Raw genomic sequence first — 16,669 nt, 5'->3', positions numbered from 1 at the left:
TCGGTTGATGTAGCGGATCATGTCGTTGCGCGTCTTGCCGAGTTCGTCGGCAATGCTGTCTATCGCGTCCTCAACCTGTTCATCAAGGGCGATCGAACCCGCATTCCGGAGCATCAGTGCGGCCCGGCGCAACATGATCTGCAAGTCGGGTCACGGGACGTCCGCGAAGGAAGCTGACATAATCAGTTTTCATTCCAATCCTCGCGGTTAGACCTATCGCTCGTCTCGTCGATCACTGCGGCTTCTCCCTCTTCGTCCTCCGGAGGTCTCGCCCAATCGCGCAGCATCCTTAAGCCCGCCCGCATGGGAACGGCAAAAGCCAAAATTCCGAAGTAGCAGGCGTAATAGACGTGGGAAAATGGGCCTTGAACCCCCATGATCATTTCGCCGTTCATACACCTGTGAGCATCGCTCAATGTTCTAAGGTCCTGACAGCGGGTATGATAAAATATCAGCGTCAAGCCATCCCAGATAACCAGCTAAGCCGTCCCGCCCAAGAGCCCCTTGCGGAGTGACTGAAGATCGATTTGTGACCGAATTTCCACGTTGCGGATAGGATCCATACCGATTTGGACCTTTCGCAGGAAGATAACCAGCATGATGCATATGATTGCTGACGACAGTTGCGCAAGCAAGAGCGTCAACAGTGGCCCAGTCGAAGGCGCCCAGAAGTATACCGTCCCCGCAACGACAAAGGCCGCAAGAGCCACGCAACTGAACAACGATCCCGCTGTGAGCCCTCTGCGTGTGACCAGCGAGCGCAGGAAAGAAATCGTCGCCGCGATGGTCGCCAACCAAGCCGCCGGGCCGATTACCCAAGGCAAAGACAGATCATTCGCCCAACGGCTGGGAATTAGGAATATCGCCAGCGCGAGGGGAACAATAAATGGAAAGAAATCTATCCAGGTTATCGGTGCTTGGCGTACTGCGTTCTTTTTGTGAGGCTTGCTGTGCGGCTTCCGCATTTTGGACCTTGTTAGGCGCGGCATGCTTATTGCAAAATCCATTTGTGAAGAGCGGTATCTATAAACGCTTTCATTTGGCTCTCTTGTACCGTTGCAATGCAGTTATTTGCGAAGATAGCTTTTTCGACCGTCGTCGGTAAGGCAGAAGTGACCGCCGCGTGGCCCGACACAATACGATCCGCCGCGGCACGAGCAATCTGACGAAGACGTCGGCTCCATATCCGCCGGCGTCGAGCCGAGCAGTGACGCGCCGCCCATATAAGCCTCACATGATTTCTTGCTGGCGCTGACAGATCCGTCGTTGCAGATGAAGGTCGATCCCTGGCAATGATCAATGCCGCCCTTGTGGCCACTGCAAGGGGTATTGGTCGCCCAGCACGTAGCCGGCACCAATATCAACATTATTGCGACGATAGCCGCCCAAGGTTTCATCAATCTACCCATCATGCACCACAGATGAGCCGTTGTGGGTGAAACATCAGTTTATTCTTAGACCAAGCTTTTGATGTGGGGAAATTACGAACATCGGCTTCCGACGAAGGGCAACGGCGGAGTTACTCCACCCCTTCAGCCATCGTTTCACGCTTTCCTCAGGCAACTCGTCGGCGATGACATCGATCGATCTCCCAAGGATATCGATCCTCCTGCCCGTAAAGCCAATGTCATCTGGGCTTCTACCGAATTTGGAGGGACCAAAGTCCGCTGTCCATCGTACACGATGCGGGAATGGGCGTTCAGGCCCCTTTGCAAAGAAAGCCCAGACGTCGATGTCCTTCAGACCGTTGGTACCGTTTTCAAAGTGCAGCGCGCCACCCTGCGCCAGAACGAGCAGCAGAAGTCTCTCACGATAGAGCGATGCGACAGGAGCTCTGTCGAATACTTCGGTCAACTTTGACCAAGCTGCTTCCGAAAAAAGTTTTAGGTCTTCCTTTTGTATCCGCTCAAATGATCTCGGTGCGATGTCTTCCATAGCCGTCTCCGCGACATCATCTCGCCCCTCAAACTGAGGTCCTGGCGCTGCCTACCGTAGCGAGAGCAGGATGTCGCGTGACAGGTAGCGTGACACTTGTTTTTTGGTTTCGCCGTCACCAGCTCAGTTAGGTTGCAGAAGGAGGAAGCGCCATGCACTCGGAATTCACAGTGACGATCGATCCATTTCATGGAAACTGGAACGGACAGGGCGAACGCCCTATCTGGCATTCGCTTGTATGGGCGTCATCCTCGAGCGAAGCGGTAGCGATCGGAAAACTCGCTCGGGATGCGATGGGACGCCCGTTACCACATACAGCGAAAGTAACTGCCCAACCTCGATTCATGTGAGCGTAGGGCAATCAGCATACGCTAAGAGTAGGCGGAATCACTGAACAAATCCCAGCTTTTTGGCCGCGCGCCGCTGCTGGATGCAGAATGCCGATTTTGAGCTATCAGACATTTGTTCTATTTGGACTTGCTGGCCTTTGACCATCAGGGGCAGCATGCTCGCAAAGTTCAAATCGTCCGCAGCGACTTTTTTCTCAATGTAGCGTTGGATAGCGTCCTTGTCATAACTCATGCTACACGCGTCCTCCGCAGCGAGGAGCGCCCCTAGTTGCGTCGTCACGATCATACTATCTTCAGCATAGGAACTGCATGGGAAAACGGCGACTAGCGCCATAACCCAAATGACAGATTTCATAGACACTCTCCAAGTATGAGATCTAAACGGGTCGAAGATACTTTCGCCATCTCTGTTTATTCATCATTGATCTCATCGCCGTTATCGTCGGAGTCAGCACCGCGGGACGGCTCCTGGACATATGTCTGGCAACCCTCCTCGAAGGACGTTGAATTTCCAGAACAGTCAGACTCATCCGTCACACCGTTTCTCTCTGCCCATTCATAGCCCGCTTTATGCCCCGAGCAATCATCAGTGCAATCATTGCCGCCGAATGTCCGGGCGTCGGCAACGTGCATATCAGAGCACAAGGCGGCGACCAGGAAGGCTGCTGCCGCCCAATTTCGCATTAGTCTCTCCCAATAGCGTCGTAACAACCATCAATTGCTGCAATGATTATCGCAAAACTCTCGAATGTCGATGATAGATTCATCCTAAGGTTACTTGGGGCAGAGAACGAGGAACCCGTTTGTTGGTGTTCTCGACCGTGCCTTTTTGCCATGGCGCTTGCGGATCACAGAACCAGGCTGTCGTTCTCATGTCCTTTCCAGTTGTCTCCATGAGACAAATTCGAGGCCTCGGTCGAACGTCAAACTTGCCGGGCTTTCACAGGCGGGGCCCGCAGAAGATTTAAGGCATGGGTTTGCAAGAGAAGTCGAAAGGGCATCTCGGCGACATGCAGAAGGCGATGTTCGCTTCCTTCGACGAGGCGAAGAAGAAGGCGCCGGCAATCCTGTTCATCGACGAGGTCGATTCCTTCACGGACCGCGACCGCGAGCAGAGCCACAACGCGAGCTACGTCAGGCTGATCGGCGCTGGGCATCTCACGGGCAAGCAGATTGTCGACGGCCTGAAACCGGATGACACCACCGACCGGCCGACGCCGAAGATGCGCCGAAAGATCAGACAGCGACTTCACGGATAAGGGAGAGAAAGCATGACCATCGAATCCATGACGACGACCACATCTCCGAAGATCACCGGCTGGAAGGGCCTGAGCGATGCCGCGCACTTCGAACGCCTGAAGACTGCGCTGTTCCGGACACGGGGGCGCACTCGTTTCGACCGGGCGGCCGCCGACCGCATCCTGGACGACCTCCGGCACGTCGCCTACAGGCGCGGCGTCGAAGCGGCGAGGGTCTTCCAGTTCCTCGATCAGGATTATATCGACATGGACGAAGACCTGTCATCGGCACAGGACGACCTGAACCGGATGTCGAGAAATCTGCCGTTTCTGCGCGAGGTCGCGGCCGTCATGGAAGAGATCGAACCCATACGGGACCAGATGCTCGAGGAGGCGCGCATGTTCTTCGGATGGCGACCCTATGCTCAAAGGTGGGCGTTTCCGAATCCTCTGTGGAGCGAGTTGCGGCAAGCGTTTCAGGAGGGCAGGGACGATGCGGAGAGCACTCGATCAAAATGCCCTGTCTTTGGAGAGGTCCAAAGCGACCGGGTCGGCTTGGACTAGCCAGGCTGACCCGGTCGTAATCAGGCGACGATAGTTCCAACGCCCAACATCGCTAATCGATGCTAGCCACAAGGTACGTGGGACCAAGACCTGTCTTGCTGACCATCGCACCGCATCTGCCCATCGACTCCGCCTGCCTAACGGGCGAATCTCGAAAGTCAAAACGTGTGGAGGTCCCGCCGTTTCCTACTGAGTTCCATGCGCCGAAACCTTGGTCGAACACGATGGTCGCCTCCTTCCCACCGGGAAAACGCACATGCATGTAGCGACCGTGAGCAACACGTTGGAACGTGATATCAAGGTCGACGTCCTTCCTTTTCGCGTATTCCTTCAACACCATCTCCGCCACCGCGCTGTCGCGCCAGTCGTTCGAGATCGCGTTCTGCATTCCAGGCTTCGTTCCCGGTCTGTCGCCGGTCAACAGAGAGATGACGGGACGCGGCGTCGAGCCTTTTGTCAATGCGGCGACCGTGTCGACGAACATTTTCGCCACCAACGGCGACTTCACGTAGGGATCGCTGTAGATAACGGACTCGATCGTAGATGTCTTCGGTATTCCAAGTTCTTCGAGCAGCCCCCGAATCTTAGACGCCATTCCGTTCCCAAACAGCGTCAGCGATCGGTCCAGTTCGCCTTTGATCGGTTCGTATCTGGACGTGGGCGACGGAAGCAGTGCCTTGCTCTCTAGCGGCGAGAAAGAGGGCGTCCAATTCACGGCCGCCTTGACCACCGGCATTGTTCCAGGCTGCCCCCATCTCGTTCCGGGGAGCCAGGGTGAAGCGTCTCTCGACGCCCAAGCAGTGGTTCGGCCGGCCGTGGTCACCGAAATACCGGCGAACGCGCCGTTCGCCTGGGCGGCTAGGTTTCCAGACAGCATCGGGAACGTGCCTCCCGTACGGCTGAAACGCTGTGCGAGGTCGTAGAATGCCAGCTTCCTCGCACCGTCGTAGGAAGAAAGGGCGGCGTCCGGGAGGACGAAACGAACGTCGTATCCTTGCGAATACCACTTTCCGAACTGCGTTAGCGACGCCCACTCGGACAGTTGTCCGGGGTCCGTCGCCTCGGGAAGGAAGACGTGAACGATAGGCTTCGCAGAGACGACGAGGAGTCGGTTGACTTCGTCCACTGTGGACGTGGAGAGCACTGGATCCACCCCAAACCGATCCTCTTCGGGGACGTCGTCATTGAACGAGAGATGAGCGTCAAGGAAGTCCAAAGCTGCGGTTCTGTCTAGTCGTCCCTCTTCGAAGGGAGCGTCGGACACCAGCACGCATGAGGCGCATCCCGTCGTGCATCCAGGATTCGGGCAGTTCAGTACCGACCGAGCCTCCCGCAGGACAGTCGGAAGTCGCGGTGGTATCGCAGTCGAGAATCCCGCCCCTCCTGCGGCACGGTCGAACACGAGCATCGACCGCACACGCTGAGCGAGGACGCCGTCCCAGCTCTGCGTCGCGAACCCCATCTCGTCCGCTTCGATGCCGAGGTCGCGAGCTATGCCTTCGCGCAGGGCAATGACAAGCGCGGTTGCTGCAGCTCTTGTCAGAGGCGCTGACGGCTGGAGCTCGAAGACGTCGGTCGTGATCTCATAGCCCAGTTCCAAGTTCCTCTTGATGGCCCAGGAACTGTCGTTGCCTTCGCAGAATAGTCGGCTCTCGCCCTTCTTCCATCGCAGTGGAAGGTGCAGCTCGAGCGGAGATGGGTGCGTAGGGTCGGGGTCGCCGTTCTCAAGCTTCTGGTGGTCGGGCGCCGCGCGACCGCAGTGAAGGCAGAGGGCATATCCGTTTTTCGACTGTCCGCGGTTGCTGTAGTAGACGGACCCTTCTCTCGTGCTCCTGAACCGGCCGAGATCCGGCACTGGAAGCGAAGCCCAAGCGCTCGCGCGCACCGACACGCTCGGCTCTTCCGGAGGGACGTAGGAGATGATGTCCGTCTCCGCATGCGCTTTCTCTCGGGCGTCGACAGAGAATCCTGCTGGTCGGAGGTACTGTTCGTTTCTCACGGCTCCCGCGCAGATCGGGCATTCGGCCACCAGGTCACGTCCGGTATCGCTGGTGCCGCAGCTCTGGCACACCCAGTGGAACTTTAGGCTTTGAACCTCCCGGACGTTTTCCTCGCTCGCCGGCCGCTTCCAATTCAGAAGCACGCCAGCCGACTTATGCACCAAACCGTCGAGGACGATCTCGGAACCTGGGGCGTAATCGCGGATAGCGAGGTCGAGCGATCGTTGCGGTCCGACAAGCCGGGTCGTGCGCCGTCCATCCTGCGGATCGGTGTGCTTTGATTTGTGTGGGACGAACGTGACGACGCCGGTCGGAAAGCCGTGACCTGGAAGGAAGCCGCGATCGGCCAGCGCGCTGAGGAGGAATTCTTGACAAAGGCGCTTCAACTCGAGAGCCATTCTCCCCTTGGCAGCATCCTTGATGCCTTCGTCCTTGGCGAGAGCCTGCAAGCCCGTCCATTCGTTTACGAACCCCGTTTCCAGAAGCGTCGCGATTTCCACGCAACTCTCGACGAGATCGGACTGCCCTTCGAGAACCGAGTGCCTGACGAGGCTTGTGAGCTCGGTTTCGACCGCGGCGGCTGTCGAAGGCTTCCCAAGCCACTCGCGAAACGCTGCGATCGGCCGCAGTTCCGCAACGGGCCGAGCCTCGCCGACCACCGCCGGCGTACCCATGAACGCTCCGATTTCCATCTTGAGCGGGTTGCCGCCACGCGCAAGCATGAAGCGCCGCAAAAGGAAGGCGTTCACGTGCCTCTGAACGATCGGGCGGCTGCTCAGCGCCACCTTGGGCGCCGCCAAGGTGCGGCCCAGATAGCGCTCCGGTGAATTGAAGGCTTCCCGGTCGAGGGGGCGATCCCTGCAGAAGGTGAAGGCGAGCGAAAATGGCTGCCTGCGTCGGCCGGCGCGTCCCACTCGCTGCTTGTAGTTGGCGATCGACGGCGGAACGTTAGTCATCAGGACCGTCGATACCGATCCGATGTCGACGCCCATCTCCATCGTCGTGGAGCAGTTCAGAATGTTGATTTTGCCCGCTTTGAACTGCGCCTCGTAATGCTGGAGGACGGAGGCGTCCTGCTGGGCTGAATGTTCGGCAGACCGTGAGTAATCGGCGAACAGGGCGACGCGGTCCGAAATGTTGTTCCAAGCACCATCTGCCCGCAGACCCTTCACCTCTTCGGAGCCCTCAAGCCATTCGCGGATCTTCCGCCGACCTTCGTCGAAGTCGACGTCGCCGAGCAGAACCGCGGGAAGACTGGGCATCTTCCTAGGCTCTGCCACGCGGCAGGCGGAATGCCTAGACGCCCGGACGAGCGGACTTGAGCCGAATGGGGCGATGTCGACAATTCTACGCGTCAGTGCGCAGAAATAGCCGTCGCGCAGGGGCGCGATGTGGGCCTTGCGCAGGTCGAGGGCAGGGCGATCCGGATCGCTGTTGAACACTGCCTGAAGCTGATGCCATGCCCTGTCGAATATCTCCTCGAAATCGGCGCGGTGATCTGGCCGCGACTGATCAAGCCCAAGTCCGCTCATCAGGAGCAACTGAGGCGTCGAAGGATTCCCCTTCTTCGGAATTCCCGGCCACCCTAGGAACCGCCGCTCGCCATCAGTGGTTCTGCCCGGCGCGCGCAAAGCCCGCATCTTGGCTCTGGGCGTGATCCAATGCATGACCGCCGGATCGATCGCGACGGCGGAATTGCCTCGCAGGAAGAACGCCGTGATGGCGTATAGGAAAGCGCGCCAGTCCTCGATCCCCTTTCCATGTCGCGCGAAGGCGGGCGGTACGACAGTCTGTTTGTCGATCGCGGCGAAGCGGAGCCGCGCGAGCCCCAGGCTTTCGAGAGAGAGCGCGGTTCGCGGACGTCTCGCGAATTCTCGGAGCAGGAGAAAGTCAGCCAGCTTCCTGCTGTCGTTGAACAGTCCCGGATCGCGAGGCTCCCAAACTTCCTTCACCCACTGACCGACCTCTTTCCGCTGCGACAGGCGTGCGACCACATCGTCCCAAGCCACGCCCTCCAGTGATGGCTTGGATGCGTCGGCGAGTGCTTTTTTCTGCTGGTCGAGCAGATTTTGGAGGTTGGGGTCCCTGGTGGCGGCAACGACCGGCTCGAGGCTTGCTATCGTCTTCTCTATCTCGGACGTGTCGACCGAGGTCCCGGCTTGAAGCGAATGTTGGACGGTATGGTATACGAACGAGCGGACGAAGTTTCGCTCGGCCTCGGCCTGTATCTTTGCCGACATGCGGGCCGTCCCCTGCCGGCTGTCCGTAAATGATAGGACGCGCCGTCCTTGCGACGGCGAGACTTCCCTATCCACCTCTGCGTCGACTCCTTCGAGAAGGATCGGTGCGGCGCTCGCAATCATGAACGGCGCTCCGAAGCGAACGGGGCGAAGTAGCTTGTCGATGCCGCTCGCGGCGGCGGACTGGCAGCAGGGGCATGAGTCCTGCTTCAAGGCCGAGTAGACTGACGCGGAGCTTGGCGATGCAACGGCCTCGATCCTCCAGTCGGTTCTCGAGAGGTGCAACGGCCTGAAGTCGGGGCCGGCCGCTACGCCAATCAGAATCTCGGTACCCACCAGATCCTCGACCAACTCCTGCTCGGCGTCGTCGGCCTCGTCATCCGCGTCGTCGCCTGTGCCGTCGTCCTCTCTCGTCGCCTCTGCTTCGAACTCATCCTTGCCTAGGTCGCGTCGCGTACCACGGATCCGATCATTCGGGAGCTCCACTGCCTCGAGAAGGACCTCGCCGCACTCCGAGCAGCTCACGATCTCCAGCACCGGAGCGCTACACGCCGGGCACAAGTCGCAGCGATCGAGATATATTGCGCCGAAGGACCAGCCAGCGGGCGACGCCGGGCAGCCATCGTTCACACAGGTCCACAAGCCGGGTACAGCCCGCTCAAAACTGTGCACACGCACGGGCGCAAGCCTCTCCTCGTCCTCCTTCGCGTCGGGATGCGGCCTGACCGCGCTCGATAGCAGCGTCAGGAACCGCTCAGCGTCGAGACCCAGCGACTGCGCGGACCGTTCGAATTCGGCAAGTGTCAGCGGCTCCTTGAACAGTCGATCGGAAATGAGGCTCCATACGCGATCGTCGGCCGCGAGGGCTTCATAAAGCTCTTCGGGTCGAGCGTCGAAAAGGGCTTCGACGTCGGTGATCCTCCCGCGTTTCGAAGGACGGCCGGGAAGCTGGCGGTGACCTTCGACGACATGCACGTTCGCATGCTCGATCCCCGCCACGTCGGCCAGGAACCGTTTGAGCTGCGCCTGTATGTCGTCGCCACTCCCGATCGTGGCCGACGTCGCCACGAAATGAACCTCTTCGGGTTTGCATTCGAAGGCCAGAAGAACGCGACGCAGCAGTAGCGCAATCTCAGCCGCGGCGGCGCCCACTAACGAGTGCGCCTCGTCAAGAACGATCCACTTCAGTTTTCCCTTGGATTTCTCGATGATCGGTTGGTCCTCGCTGCGTGCGAGCATGTACTCGAGCATCGTGATGTTCGTAACCAGAACCGGGGGCGGACTAGCTCGTAGCTGCTCGCGATCCCTGAGCTTCTCAGGTGTCTCCCGACGAACCGAGTTCGGTTCGGATTGCGGAAGGTTGCCGTTGTAGAGGCAGTACCTGATCTTTCCGCCGAACGGCGCCGTCCAGGTGGAGAGCCGTTCCTGCTGGCTTTCGATCAGCGCGTTCAACGGATATAGCATGATTGCCTGAACGCCTTCGAGCGGCGTGCTCGTCGCATCGAGCTGTCGGATAAGGTCGCTCAAAATCGGGAACAGGAAGCATTCCGTCTTGCCCGAACCGGTTCCCGAGGTGACCAGGAGGGACTGAGGGGTCGAGCGGCCGGCTAGATGCTCCCAGGCGGTCAACTGATGAGCAAAGGGACGGCGCCCCTTGGGGAACCGATAGTCGTTCGACGGTGCAATCTCGTCCAGCATCGAGACGAAGCGAGGATGCAGCACCGATGCCTCGACTTCGGACATCGTCTTTTTGGCGGCGACGTACGGATGCGATCCTTCGATGACCGGCTGCTGGAGCAGGGCGCCTGCATCGGGCGCGTCGGAGCCGAACATGCGCCGCATGTGGTCGGCGAGGGCCACGTTCCTGATCCCGGACTGAGCGATGATTGCTTCGGCAGATCTACGACGAATATCGGAAAGCGTGTTAAAGGGCTTCAAGAAAGGGCCTCATAGAAACGTAGAAGATGCGGGTAGGCGAACGATACGTAACGGCCGTGCTCGCGGAGGGTTTTTCGCACCACGACATCTGAAAGTCCGCTCGATGCAATTCTGCCAGTCGCGGCAGCCGCGAGAAATGCAGGAACCGCGATGCCCTCGAATTCCGCCACGCTGTGGTTTTCGAACTCCGACGGCAGGCGGATGGAGGATTGCGACAACAGTTCCAGCACAGGATTCCGGATGGTGTTCCGATGAGACGTCTCGTCGTCGAAAAGATGCTGATCGCGTACGTATTCCATCAGCACCATGTCCAACGTCGGCTGCGCCTTCACGCCTCCGACGTCGAGAACCGCGGCGAGTGCAGGTTCAAGGGACAGAAGCGAGTCACACAGAGACCTGACGCGGTTGGCCAGGAATTCGAAGACCTTCTCCGGGGGCAATTGTACTAGCGAAAGCGCGGTTTCGAACTCTTCTCTCTCGGCGACGAGAATGTCCCGCCACGCTCTCGATGGCAGGGACAGCCACAGGAATGGCAACTGGTCCTGGAGCGCCCAGATGGCTTGTCTCTGCGCATCGTCCCCTGCCTTGAACAAGAGGCGGAGCATCGACTGCGGCCGTCGTGCCATGACTTTGAGGACGTCGAATGCCGCCGCGGGGAGACCGTTCAGATTGCTGGCGAGATCGAGAAGGTAGTTGACGTCGTCGGGCGGCAACGTTCCAGCTTCGAACTGGACGATGGCCTCGTCGAACTTCTCCAGTCTGGTCCTGGTATCAGGGGCGAAAAGTGCGGAGCGGAAATGGGATTCGCCCACATCGCCGGCCGGAAGCCGAACAAGGAGCGGTCTGGAGACGACGTCTGGCCCGTCCCGTACGTAGACAAGACATGACCCCTCGCAGAAATCGGGCAACGCAAACGTGCCATCGGCGTTGGATCTCAGGGCGTGTTCTTCGGCGGGCCGGAGGATCATCCGGACGACGGGGTCGGTGGGCATCGCCTGGCCGAGCACGATCGTCCCGTCTCGGTAGTGAGGGGGAGAGTATCGATATCGCTTGACCCTGATCGATGTCCTCGCATCCCCGATGAAGTCCATGTCGAGAACCGCGTCCTGCTCGCTGATGCGTGCCATCAGTTCTTCGACGACCGGCTTCAACACGGAAAGCGGAAGCTCTCCGGTGAAGCTGAACTGAAGAGTATTCGACCGTTCGTTCCGGGGCGTGAGCGTCAGCGTCGCTTTCGAGGACGACTCGGCGATCGCTCCACGGAGCGCGGTGACGTCGATCTCCTGGCCAGGCTGAATGATTTCTCCGTCGCTGGAGATCACCGAGGCAAGCCGGCTCTTGATGGGAACGGACACCTTGAAGGGCTGCCCGCCGGGAGCGCGCAAAACTGCATCGACCCGATAGCGGGGCCGGCGGGCGAACGCGAGCCGGTATTCTCCCTCGCGCAGCGAGGTTGCCTTCACCTCGGTCGACTCAAGGCTGACGTTCCATCCTTCCAGTTTCTCTTGAACGACCTGTGCCTCGACGCTGCTGACCATCCTTCCCTTAAGGCGCGCGCCGATGGGCATTATCGCGATGCGACGGCGTTCGAGCTGGATGTTCGCGATCGGGTCGCGCCACGAAATGTCGAAAACGCCGAAGCGACAGACCCGACGGTCGTTCACCGGGACCCAAGGGCCACCGGGCTGACGTATCAGGACTTCGTTCGGGCGGATCTGTCTTGTCCCGGAGGGGCAGGCGATCTCGATCGTCACGGGACCCTCGAAGATCTCGAGTTCTTCCATCGACTGGAGAGGAGATGCTTCCACGGACGTCAGTGACAGACTTTCATGCCTCTCGTCCTTCCCGGCCTCTATCCTGTAACGCTCTCCGAAAGTTGCGCCCGGCTTCTGGAAGTAGGCCGTGCCGGCGACCGCGTGGACAAGCGTCCCGGCGTAGCCTGGCCAGCTCGCAGAAAGAGCGGTTCCTTCCTCCGTTGTCACGATCCAGTCCGCAGGTGCCATTACGTAGACCGTGGCCGCTGGAAGGCTGGCTGAACCAACCTTGGCCAGCCTCAGCTTTTTCTGAGATTGGACATCGGCCCCCTCGGCGACAAACGCCATGATCTTCCCGACCACCGGTGAGCCGCCGGGCCAAGGAAAGGGCTGCACGTCAGATCCGCACGTTAGATTGATGGTGACAGGTTCGTTGAAACCAAATCCGACAAGCAGCCGGTCTAGCTGTGTCGTGGGGCGAACGCGCCATGTCTTCTCGTGTTCGGTCGGGGGCTCGAATAGCGCCAACTGGCTCGGAAGAAAGTCCGCCAGCTTCCCCGAGGGGCCGGCCTTCCATCGACCCTTCGAGGAGATGCCGGGGAGCTTGCCTGCCGGAATATCTCCACGTGCATTGAGCAGCAACGCCGGCCGCCACCGATCGTTTTCGAGAACGAGGTAACGATCCGCGCCGACGCCGCTGCCAACGGGTCCTGTTTCCACTTTTTCAACAAGTAGACCGTTGAGCAGCCGGCGCGCGATGTGGTCGTCGTTGCTGGGTATGAAGATTGGAAGCGACGCCTTCCAGTCCGGGCTGTGCGCGTCGAGAAACTGTATAGGGTCGACACCATTCGGCGCTGTCTCCACCGTCCTGCGCCACTCGAGCAAGGTCAGAACGAGTTCGGCGCATAGATCCACGAATCCTTCCTGTTTGTAGGACTTGCGGATCATCTCCGACATGTCGTGCGCGTAACCTTTTACGTGGTCGGCGTGACCGTCCATGAGCGAAAAGCGCATGATGGCCCGAAGGTATTCAGAGAGCCACGTTGAGCCGCCATCGGCGATCACATGGGCCGATATCCCGCCTTCCAATGCGAGGGAGAGCAAGAATTCGCGACCGTTGTCGAATCTTAGGAGAGGGCGCTTCCAGTACCTCAGGCCGGCTTCCGCGAGGCGCCGGCGCGCGTCATGAGGCACGTCGTTGAGGACGTCGAGGTTCAGGGAATCCCATTTCAAGAAAAGACTGGTGGACTCTCGACGAAACCATTCCGCACAGAACGCAACAAACAAGCTCGCAGCGACGCCGTCTTCCCGCAACAGGCGGCCGGTTGTTGCGCGTAAAATTTCTCGGATTTCCGCATACTCGTTATCGCTCATACGATATCGATGGAGCGGCCGTCCGTCGGGTGCTTCAAGTCCACGGCGTCCAAGGTAGGACAGCTTCCATCGCACGAGTGCGTCCGCTGGCATCGAGGTCGGCTTTGCAGGCGTCGATGGTGGCTTGGCTGTCTTTCTGAGCTTGGCCAGAACGCCGACGACATCGAGCTGAAGTTCGAATGCGTCGTCGGTATCGCGTTTGTTCAATTCGTTGTTGATCGCTTCGAGCATGGAAAGATCGTCTCGGCCGCGCTCGAACTCCCTCCGGAGCTGATCATCCGATAGCGTTGATAGACCCAAAGACTCCCCCTGTGTTGCATCAGCAACGTATGATTTGTCTGTTACCAGGGGTTGAAGATCAAGTGTGATCTTTCACCTTCCTGACCCCGCAGAGTTTATGCTGGCCTAATTTCGCACCGGCCGACATATCCGACGTGTGATTCCTCTCCTGTTACTGCGCCGCTGGTGATCGTCCGATGGTTGAAGGTTTCACTTTGGGCGAACGGCCTTTCGTCCTAGCGTGCTAGAAAAGGAGATTCGGCATGGATGAGTTTGAGAAAAAGCGTATGGAATACCAGCAACGCCTCGACGTCCTTTGGAAAGACGCCGTCCGCTCCGCCTTCGGGTCGTCGCCGCCGACATCGAGATCATGGACGGATCCTTACGACTGCGCGGAAGTCCTTCGGCCATTTATGGTCGGAAACTATTCGTTTCTGCCGCCGAACGGCCATCTGCCTCTCGAAGGCGTCGAGGTTCATGACGACGGCAGCAAGCTGATGTTCGATCTGAGCGAGACCGGCCTGCTAGAGACGGCGCCAAGGGTCCTGCGGTTCGAGTACATCGAGAAGGCACCCATCGAGTCCTTCTTCCTCCTTGAGCTGCGGCGGATGCAGCCGACCGGCATCTACGAAACCGTCGACGAGTATTCCGAGCAGATCGCACGGATCGACGGAGAGGACTACGACTACGGCCTGATGGAGCATGGTGTCTGGCGGCATGACGAGGATGGCAACGAGGTGCCTGTCCCTGAAGACGCAAAGACAGTCCTGCGGCTGCTCTCCGGAAAGCTGCTGATCGTCTCCCAGGGGAGCATGTGGAACCACACCAACGAAAACTGGAACGGGAGACACAACGCCATGACCGCGGACGAGATCAGGTCGTTGATCGAGCGGAGCCTTCAATAGGATCAAAGGCGATACAAACAAGGATTCGCGCGGAACGAAGTTTCAACCATTTCGACGCAACATGCCGGCGACGATTCGCGGGACGGGGACATCTTGCTAACGAAGAACCATGCGCAGGAAGGATTGAGCCGCGCCTACGTGCAGGCACTGTCGTCCGCGGCTCGCGTCTGGCTCAGCATGAAGGACGAGTTCGACTATGGATTCGACGGGCAGCTAGACCTCATCGCGAGGGTCGAGACCGATCCCGCGACCGGAAAGCAGAACCTGGTCAAGGCGGGCTACACGATCGACTTCCAGCTAAAATGCTCGAAGGATTGGAAGGTAGCCGGCGACGACGTCCAATGGAGCATGAAGTCCAAGGCGTACAACAAGCTCGCGGGCCGTGGCCCCGGCGCCGTTCCAGCGATCCTGATCTTGATGTGTCTACCGGATAACGAGGACGAGTGGATGGAATTTTCCGAAGACTCGCTTCTTCTCCGCAAGTGCTGCTACTTCACGACCGTGACAGGGCCTCGGATCGAGAATGAGAACACGACGCGGCAGATCAGCTTCCCTCGACGCAACCTGCTGAACGTGTCGACGTTGACGACCATCCTCGACGACAATCGAAAGCGGCTCGAAGCCGCCTTCTCAGCGTTCGGGGTGTGACGCCATGGACGTGACCAAGCAATCCATCATGCGCTACCTCGTTCGGCAGGGATGGAAGCAGCAGCAGAGCAGGGACGGCGCGCTCACCCGGTTCGTGCGCGCCGAAGACGACGGACGTCCTGCCGTGAACATATTCTTCTCGACGGAGAGTGCCGGCGAGGATGCAGACCATGCCGAACTGGCGGCGGCGCTGGAGACCGTCAGGCAGGTTTACGAGCTGACGGAATCGGGCCTGCGCGCCATGCTCGTTTCGCTGAGCTTCGACAAGATCCTTGCCACGGTGCCGGATGACTATCTGAGGCACGATTCCATCGAACTAAGGGCCGCAAGATCCTATTTGAACGGCATGAAAGGCGTCATCGCCGCATCGGCGACGACGGTGATAACAGGCGCCCGCTCGTTCCGCCGCACGGTGAAGGAAGCCAAAGAGTTCGCGGACGGATGCCGCTTCGCGCATACCTTCAAAGGAAGCTTCGGTCTCGCCATCGAATCTCCGGTGGGCTTGAACGACCAGACGCTGATGCCCTTCGCGGCACCGGAATTGCCGCTCGGCAGGAAGACCCTCCGACGAATTGCCGTTGGCCTTGAATCCTTGAAGACGGCCTATGCCCAGGATGATCTCGAACCCATTCTGTCCGCGCCCGAGGGCCTGAACGCCAACATGTGCAACGAGCTGGTCGGGATCATCGAAGGAACAGGAATCCCTCGGATCGAGCTTTCCTTCGTCCTTTCCCCGGAGTGGGAGCCCGAGGCGCCGTTGCCCGCGCCGTTCAAGATCGAGACCCGCTACCGCGACATTCTGAAGGACGCCGCGGCCCGTCTTGCAAAGGACGACACGGAAGCCGAAGTGTCGATCTTCGGCCGGATCGTAAACCTGCATGCGGCAGGGAATCCTTCAGACCTTATGGACGACGACGCCGACCGGGTCATTCAGGTAAACTGGGACAGCCCAAACCTGGGAATGGTCAAGGTCTCCATCAGTCTCGACCCGGCCCGCTATCTGGTCGCCGTGGAAGCCCATCGGCAAGGGCAGCCCATCACCATCCAGGGAAAGCTTCGGCGAAAGGGCCGTCTGTGGTCTCTCAACGATCCGGGCGATCTCACGGTCCTCACGATCTGAACCAGTCATCGGCGGGAGGCGGGGAATGGAATCGCGACGACCTCGCACGGCGTCACGCAAGCCTCGCGCAAGCTTCGACGTGTACCGGTATCGCTGATTGGGGCCTGATCGGCGAAAAGTGGTACATATTGATGTACCACTTTGCTTTCGTGTGCTCGCATGGTGGCGCAAATGCGGTCCCCCGTTTGAGAAAGCTGCGCCAACCAGCTGAAGAAAACGAGTTTTCGCCGTCTCAGAGGCGACCAGAAATGTGGTACAAGCAGGTGGTACACATGATCGAATTTGTTCCCGTTTGGTCGCTTTTCGGACCACTGAAGAGGCCGC

General features: G+C 59.2%; 12 protein-coding genes and 2 pseudogenes. 6 read left to right on the top strand and 8 right to left on the bottom strand.

What is annotated here, in order from left to right:
* Positions 1–147, bottom strand: a pseudogene (locus ACXHXG_RS19980) (CopG family transcriptional regulator); the annotation flags it as partial.
* A gap of 35 nt (positions 148–182) precedes the next feature.
* Complete coding sequence (locus tag ACXHXG_RS19975) at positions 183–395, bottom strand: hypothetical protein (RefSeq protein WP_457900407.1); 213 nt, start codon at positions 393–395, stop codon at positions 183–185.
* A gap of 202 nt (positions 396–597) precedes the next feature.
* Here ACXHXG_RS19975 and ACXHXG_RS19970 point away from each other — a divergent pair, with 202 nt between their 5' ends.
* Positions 598–942, top strand: a complete 345-nt coding sequence (locus ACXHXG_RS19970; RefSeq protein WP_457900406.1) for a hypothetical protein — start codon at positions 598–600, stop codon at positions 940–942.
* 501 nt (positions 943–1,443) lie between these two features.
* Here the strand turns inward: ACXHXG_RS19970 and ACXHXG_RS19965 are convergent.
* The 4 genes and pseudogenes from ACXHXG_RS19965 to ACXHXG_RS19950 form a co-directional block, all read right to left on the bottom strand.
* Positions 1,444–1,935: a hypothetical protein gene (locus tag ACXHXG_RS19965; protein WP_457900405.1), complete on the bottom strand. Its 492-nt coding sequence runs from the start codon at positions 1,933–1,935 to the stop codon at positions 1,444–1,446.
* 387 nt (positions 1,936–2,322) lie between these two features.
* Positions 2,323–2,640 carry a signal recognition particle gene (locus tag ACXHXG_RS19960; RefSeq protein ID WP_457900404.1) on the bottom strand — a complete coding sequence of 106 codons (318 nt, stop codon included), beginning with the start codon at positions 2,638–2,640 and terminating at the stop codon, positions 2,323–2,325.
* 56 nt (positions 2,641–2,696) lie between these two features.
* Positions 2,697–2,969, bottom strand: coding sequence for a hypothetical protein (locus tag ACXHXG_RS19955; protein WP_457900403.1), 273 nt, complete (start codon positions 2,967–2,969; stop codon positions 2,697–2,699).
* Between the two features lie 88 nt (positions 2,970–3,057).
* Positions 3,058–3,215, bottom strand: a pseudogene (locus tag ACXHXG_RS19950) (IS30 family transposase); the annotation flags it as partial.
* Positions 3,216–3,256: 41 nt separating this feature from the next.
* On the opposite strand from ACXHXG_RS19950, the gene ACXHXG_RS19945 reads away from it, so the two are divergent.
* Positions 3,257–3,544 (top strand): AAA family ATPase, encoded by a 288-nt coding sequence (locus ACXHXG_RS19945; protein ID WP_457900402.1) that lies wholly within the window; start codon positions 3,257–3,259, stop codon positions 3,542–3,544.
* 12 nt (positions 3,545–3,556) lie between these two features.
* Entirely contained in the window at positions 3,557–4,087 is a 531-nt protein-coding gene (locus ACXHXG_RS19940) for a hypothetical protein (protein ID WP_457900401.1), read from the top strand.
* Between the two features lie 52 nt (positions 4,088–4,139).
* Here ACXHXG_RS19940 and ACXHXG_RS19935 read toward each other — a convergent pair whose 3' ends face one another.
* The gene (locus ACXHXG_RS19935) at positions 4,140–10,265 is read right to left on the bottom strand and encodes a DEAD/DEAH box helicase (RefSeq protein ID WP_457900400.1); all 6,126 of its coding nucleotides are present in this window, start codon (positions 10,263–10,265) and stop codon (positions 4,140–4,142) included.
* Positions 10,262–13,624: an STY4851/ECs_5259 family protein gene (locus ACXHXG_RS19930; RefSeq protein ID WP_457900399.1), complete on the bottom strand. Its 3,363-nt coding sequence runs from the start codon at positions 13,622–13,624 to the stop codon at positions 10,262–10,264. The genes ACXHXG_RS19935 and ACXHXG_RS19930 overlap by 4 nt, the downstream gene beginning before the upstream one ends.
* A gap of 311 nt (positions 13,625–13,935) precedes the next feature.
* Here ACXHXG_RS19930 and ACXHXG_RS19925 point away from each other — a divergent pair, with 311 nt between their 5' ends.
* The 3 genes from ACXHXG_RS19925 (at position 13,936) to ACXHXG_RS19915 (ending at position 16,345) form a co-directional block, all read left to right on the top strand.
* On the top strand, positions 13,936–14,577 hold the full coding sequence (locus tag ACXHXG_RS19925) for a hypothetical protein (RefSeq protein ID WP_457900398.1): 642 nt from the start codon (positions 13,936–13,938) through the stop codon (positions 14,575–14,577).
* Positions 14,578–14,670: 93 nt separating this feature from the next.
* Positions 14,671–15,225 carry a DUF4365 domain-containing protein gene (locus tag ACXHXG_RS19920; protein ID WP_457900397.1) on the top strand — a complete coding sequence of 185 codons (555 nt, stop codon included), beginning with the start codon at positions 14,671–14,673 and terminating at the stop codon, positions 15,223–15,225.
* A 4-nt stretch (positions 15,226–15,229) separates the two neighbouring features.
* On the top strand, positions 15,230–16,345 hold the full coding sequence (locus ACXHXG_RS19915; RefSeq protein ID WP_457900396.1) for a hypothetical protein: 1,116 nt from the start codon (positions 15,230–15,232) through the stop codon (positions 16,343–16,345).
* Positions 16,346–16,669 lie beyond the last annotated feature (324 nt).

The organism is Rhizobium sp. LEGMi-198b (genome assembly GCF_054114205.1).
This window is presented reverse-complemented; position numbering and strand designations above follow the sequence as displayed.

Coding starts and splice junctions, on each gene's coding strand:
- ACXHXG_RS19975 (WP_457900407.1), bottom strand. CDS start 395: ATGAACGGCGAAATGATCATGGGGGTTCAAGGCCCATTTTCCCACGTC.
- ACXHXG_RS19970 (WP_457900406.1), top strand. CDS start 598: ATGATGCATATGATTGCTGACGACAGTTGCGCAAGCAAGAGCGTCAAC.
- ACXHXG_RS19965 (WP_457900405.1), bottom strand. CDS start 1,935: ATGGAAGACATCGCACCGAGATCATTTGAGCGGATACAAAAGGAAGAC.
- ACXHXG_RS19960 (WP_457900404.1), bottom strand. CDS start 2,640: ATGAAATCTGTCATTTGGGTTATGGCGCTAGTCGCCGTTTTCCCATGC.
- ACXHXG_RS19955 (WP_457900403.1), bottom strand. CDS start 2,969: ATGCGAAATTGGGCGGCAGCAGCCTTCCTGGTCGCCGCCTTGTGCTCT.
- ACXHXG_RS19945 (WP_457900402.1), top strand. CDS start 3,257: ATGGGTTTGCAAGAGAAGTCGAAAGGGCATCTCGGCGACATGCAGAAG.
- ACXHXG_RS19940 (WP_457900401.1), top strand. CDS start 3,557: ATGACCATCGAATCCATGACGACGACCACATCTCCGAAGATCACCGGC.
- ACXHXG_RS19930 (WP_457900399.1), bottom strand. CDS start 13,624: ATGCTCGAAGCGATCAACAACGAATTGAACAAACGCGATACCGACGAC.
- ACXHXG_RS19925 (WP_457900398.1), top strand. CDS start 13,936: ATGGATGAGTTTGAGAAAAAGCGTATGGAATACCAGCAACGCCTCGAC.
- ACXHXG_RS19915 (WP_457900396.1), top strand. CDS start 15,230: ATGGACGTGACCAAGCAATCCATCATGCGCTACCTCGTTCGGCAGGGA.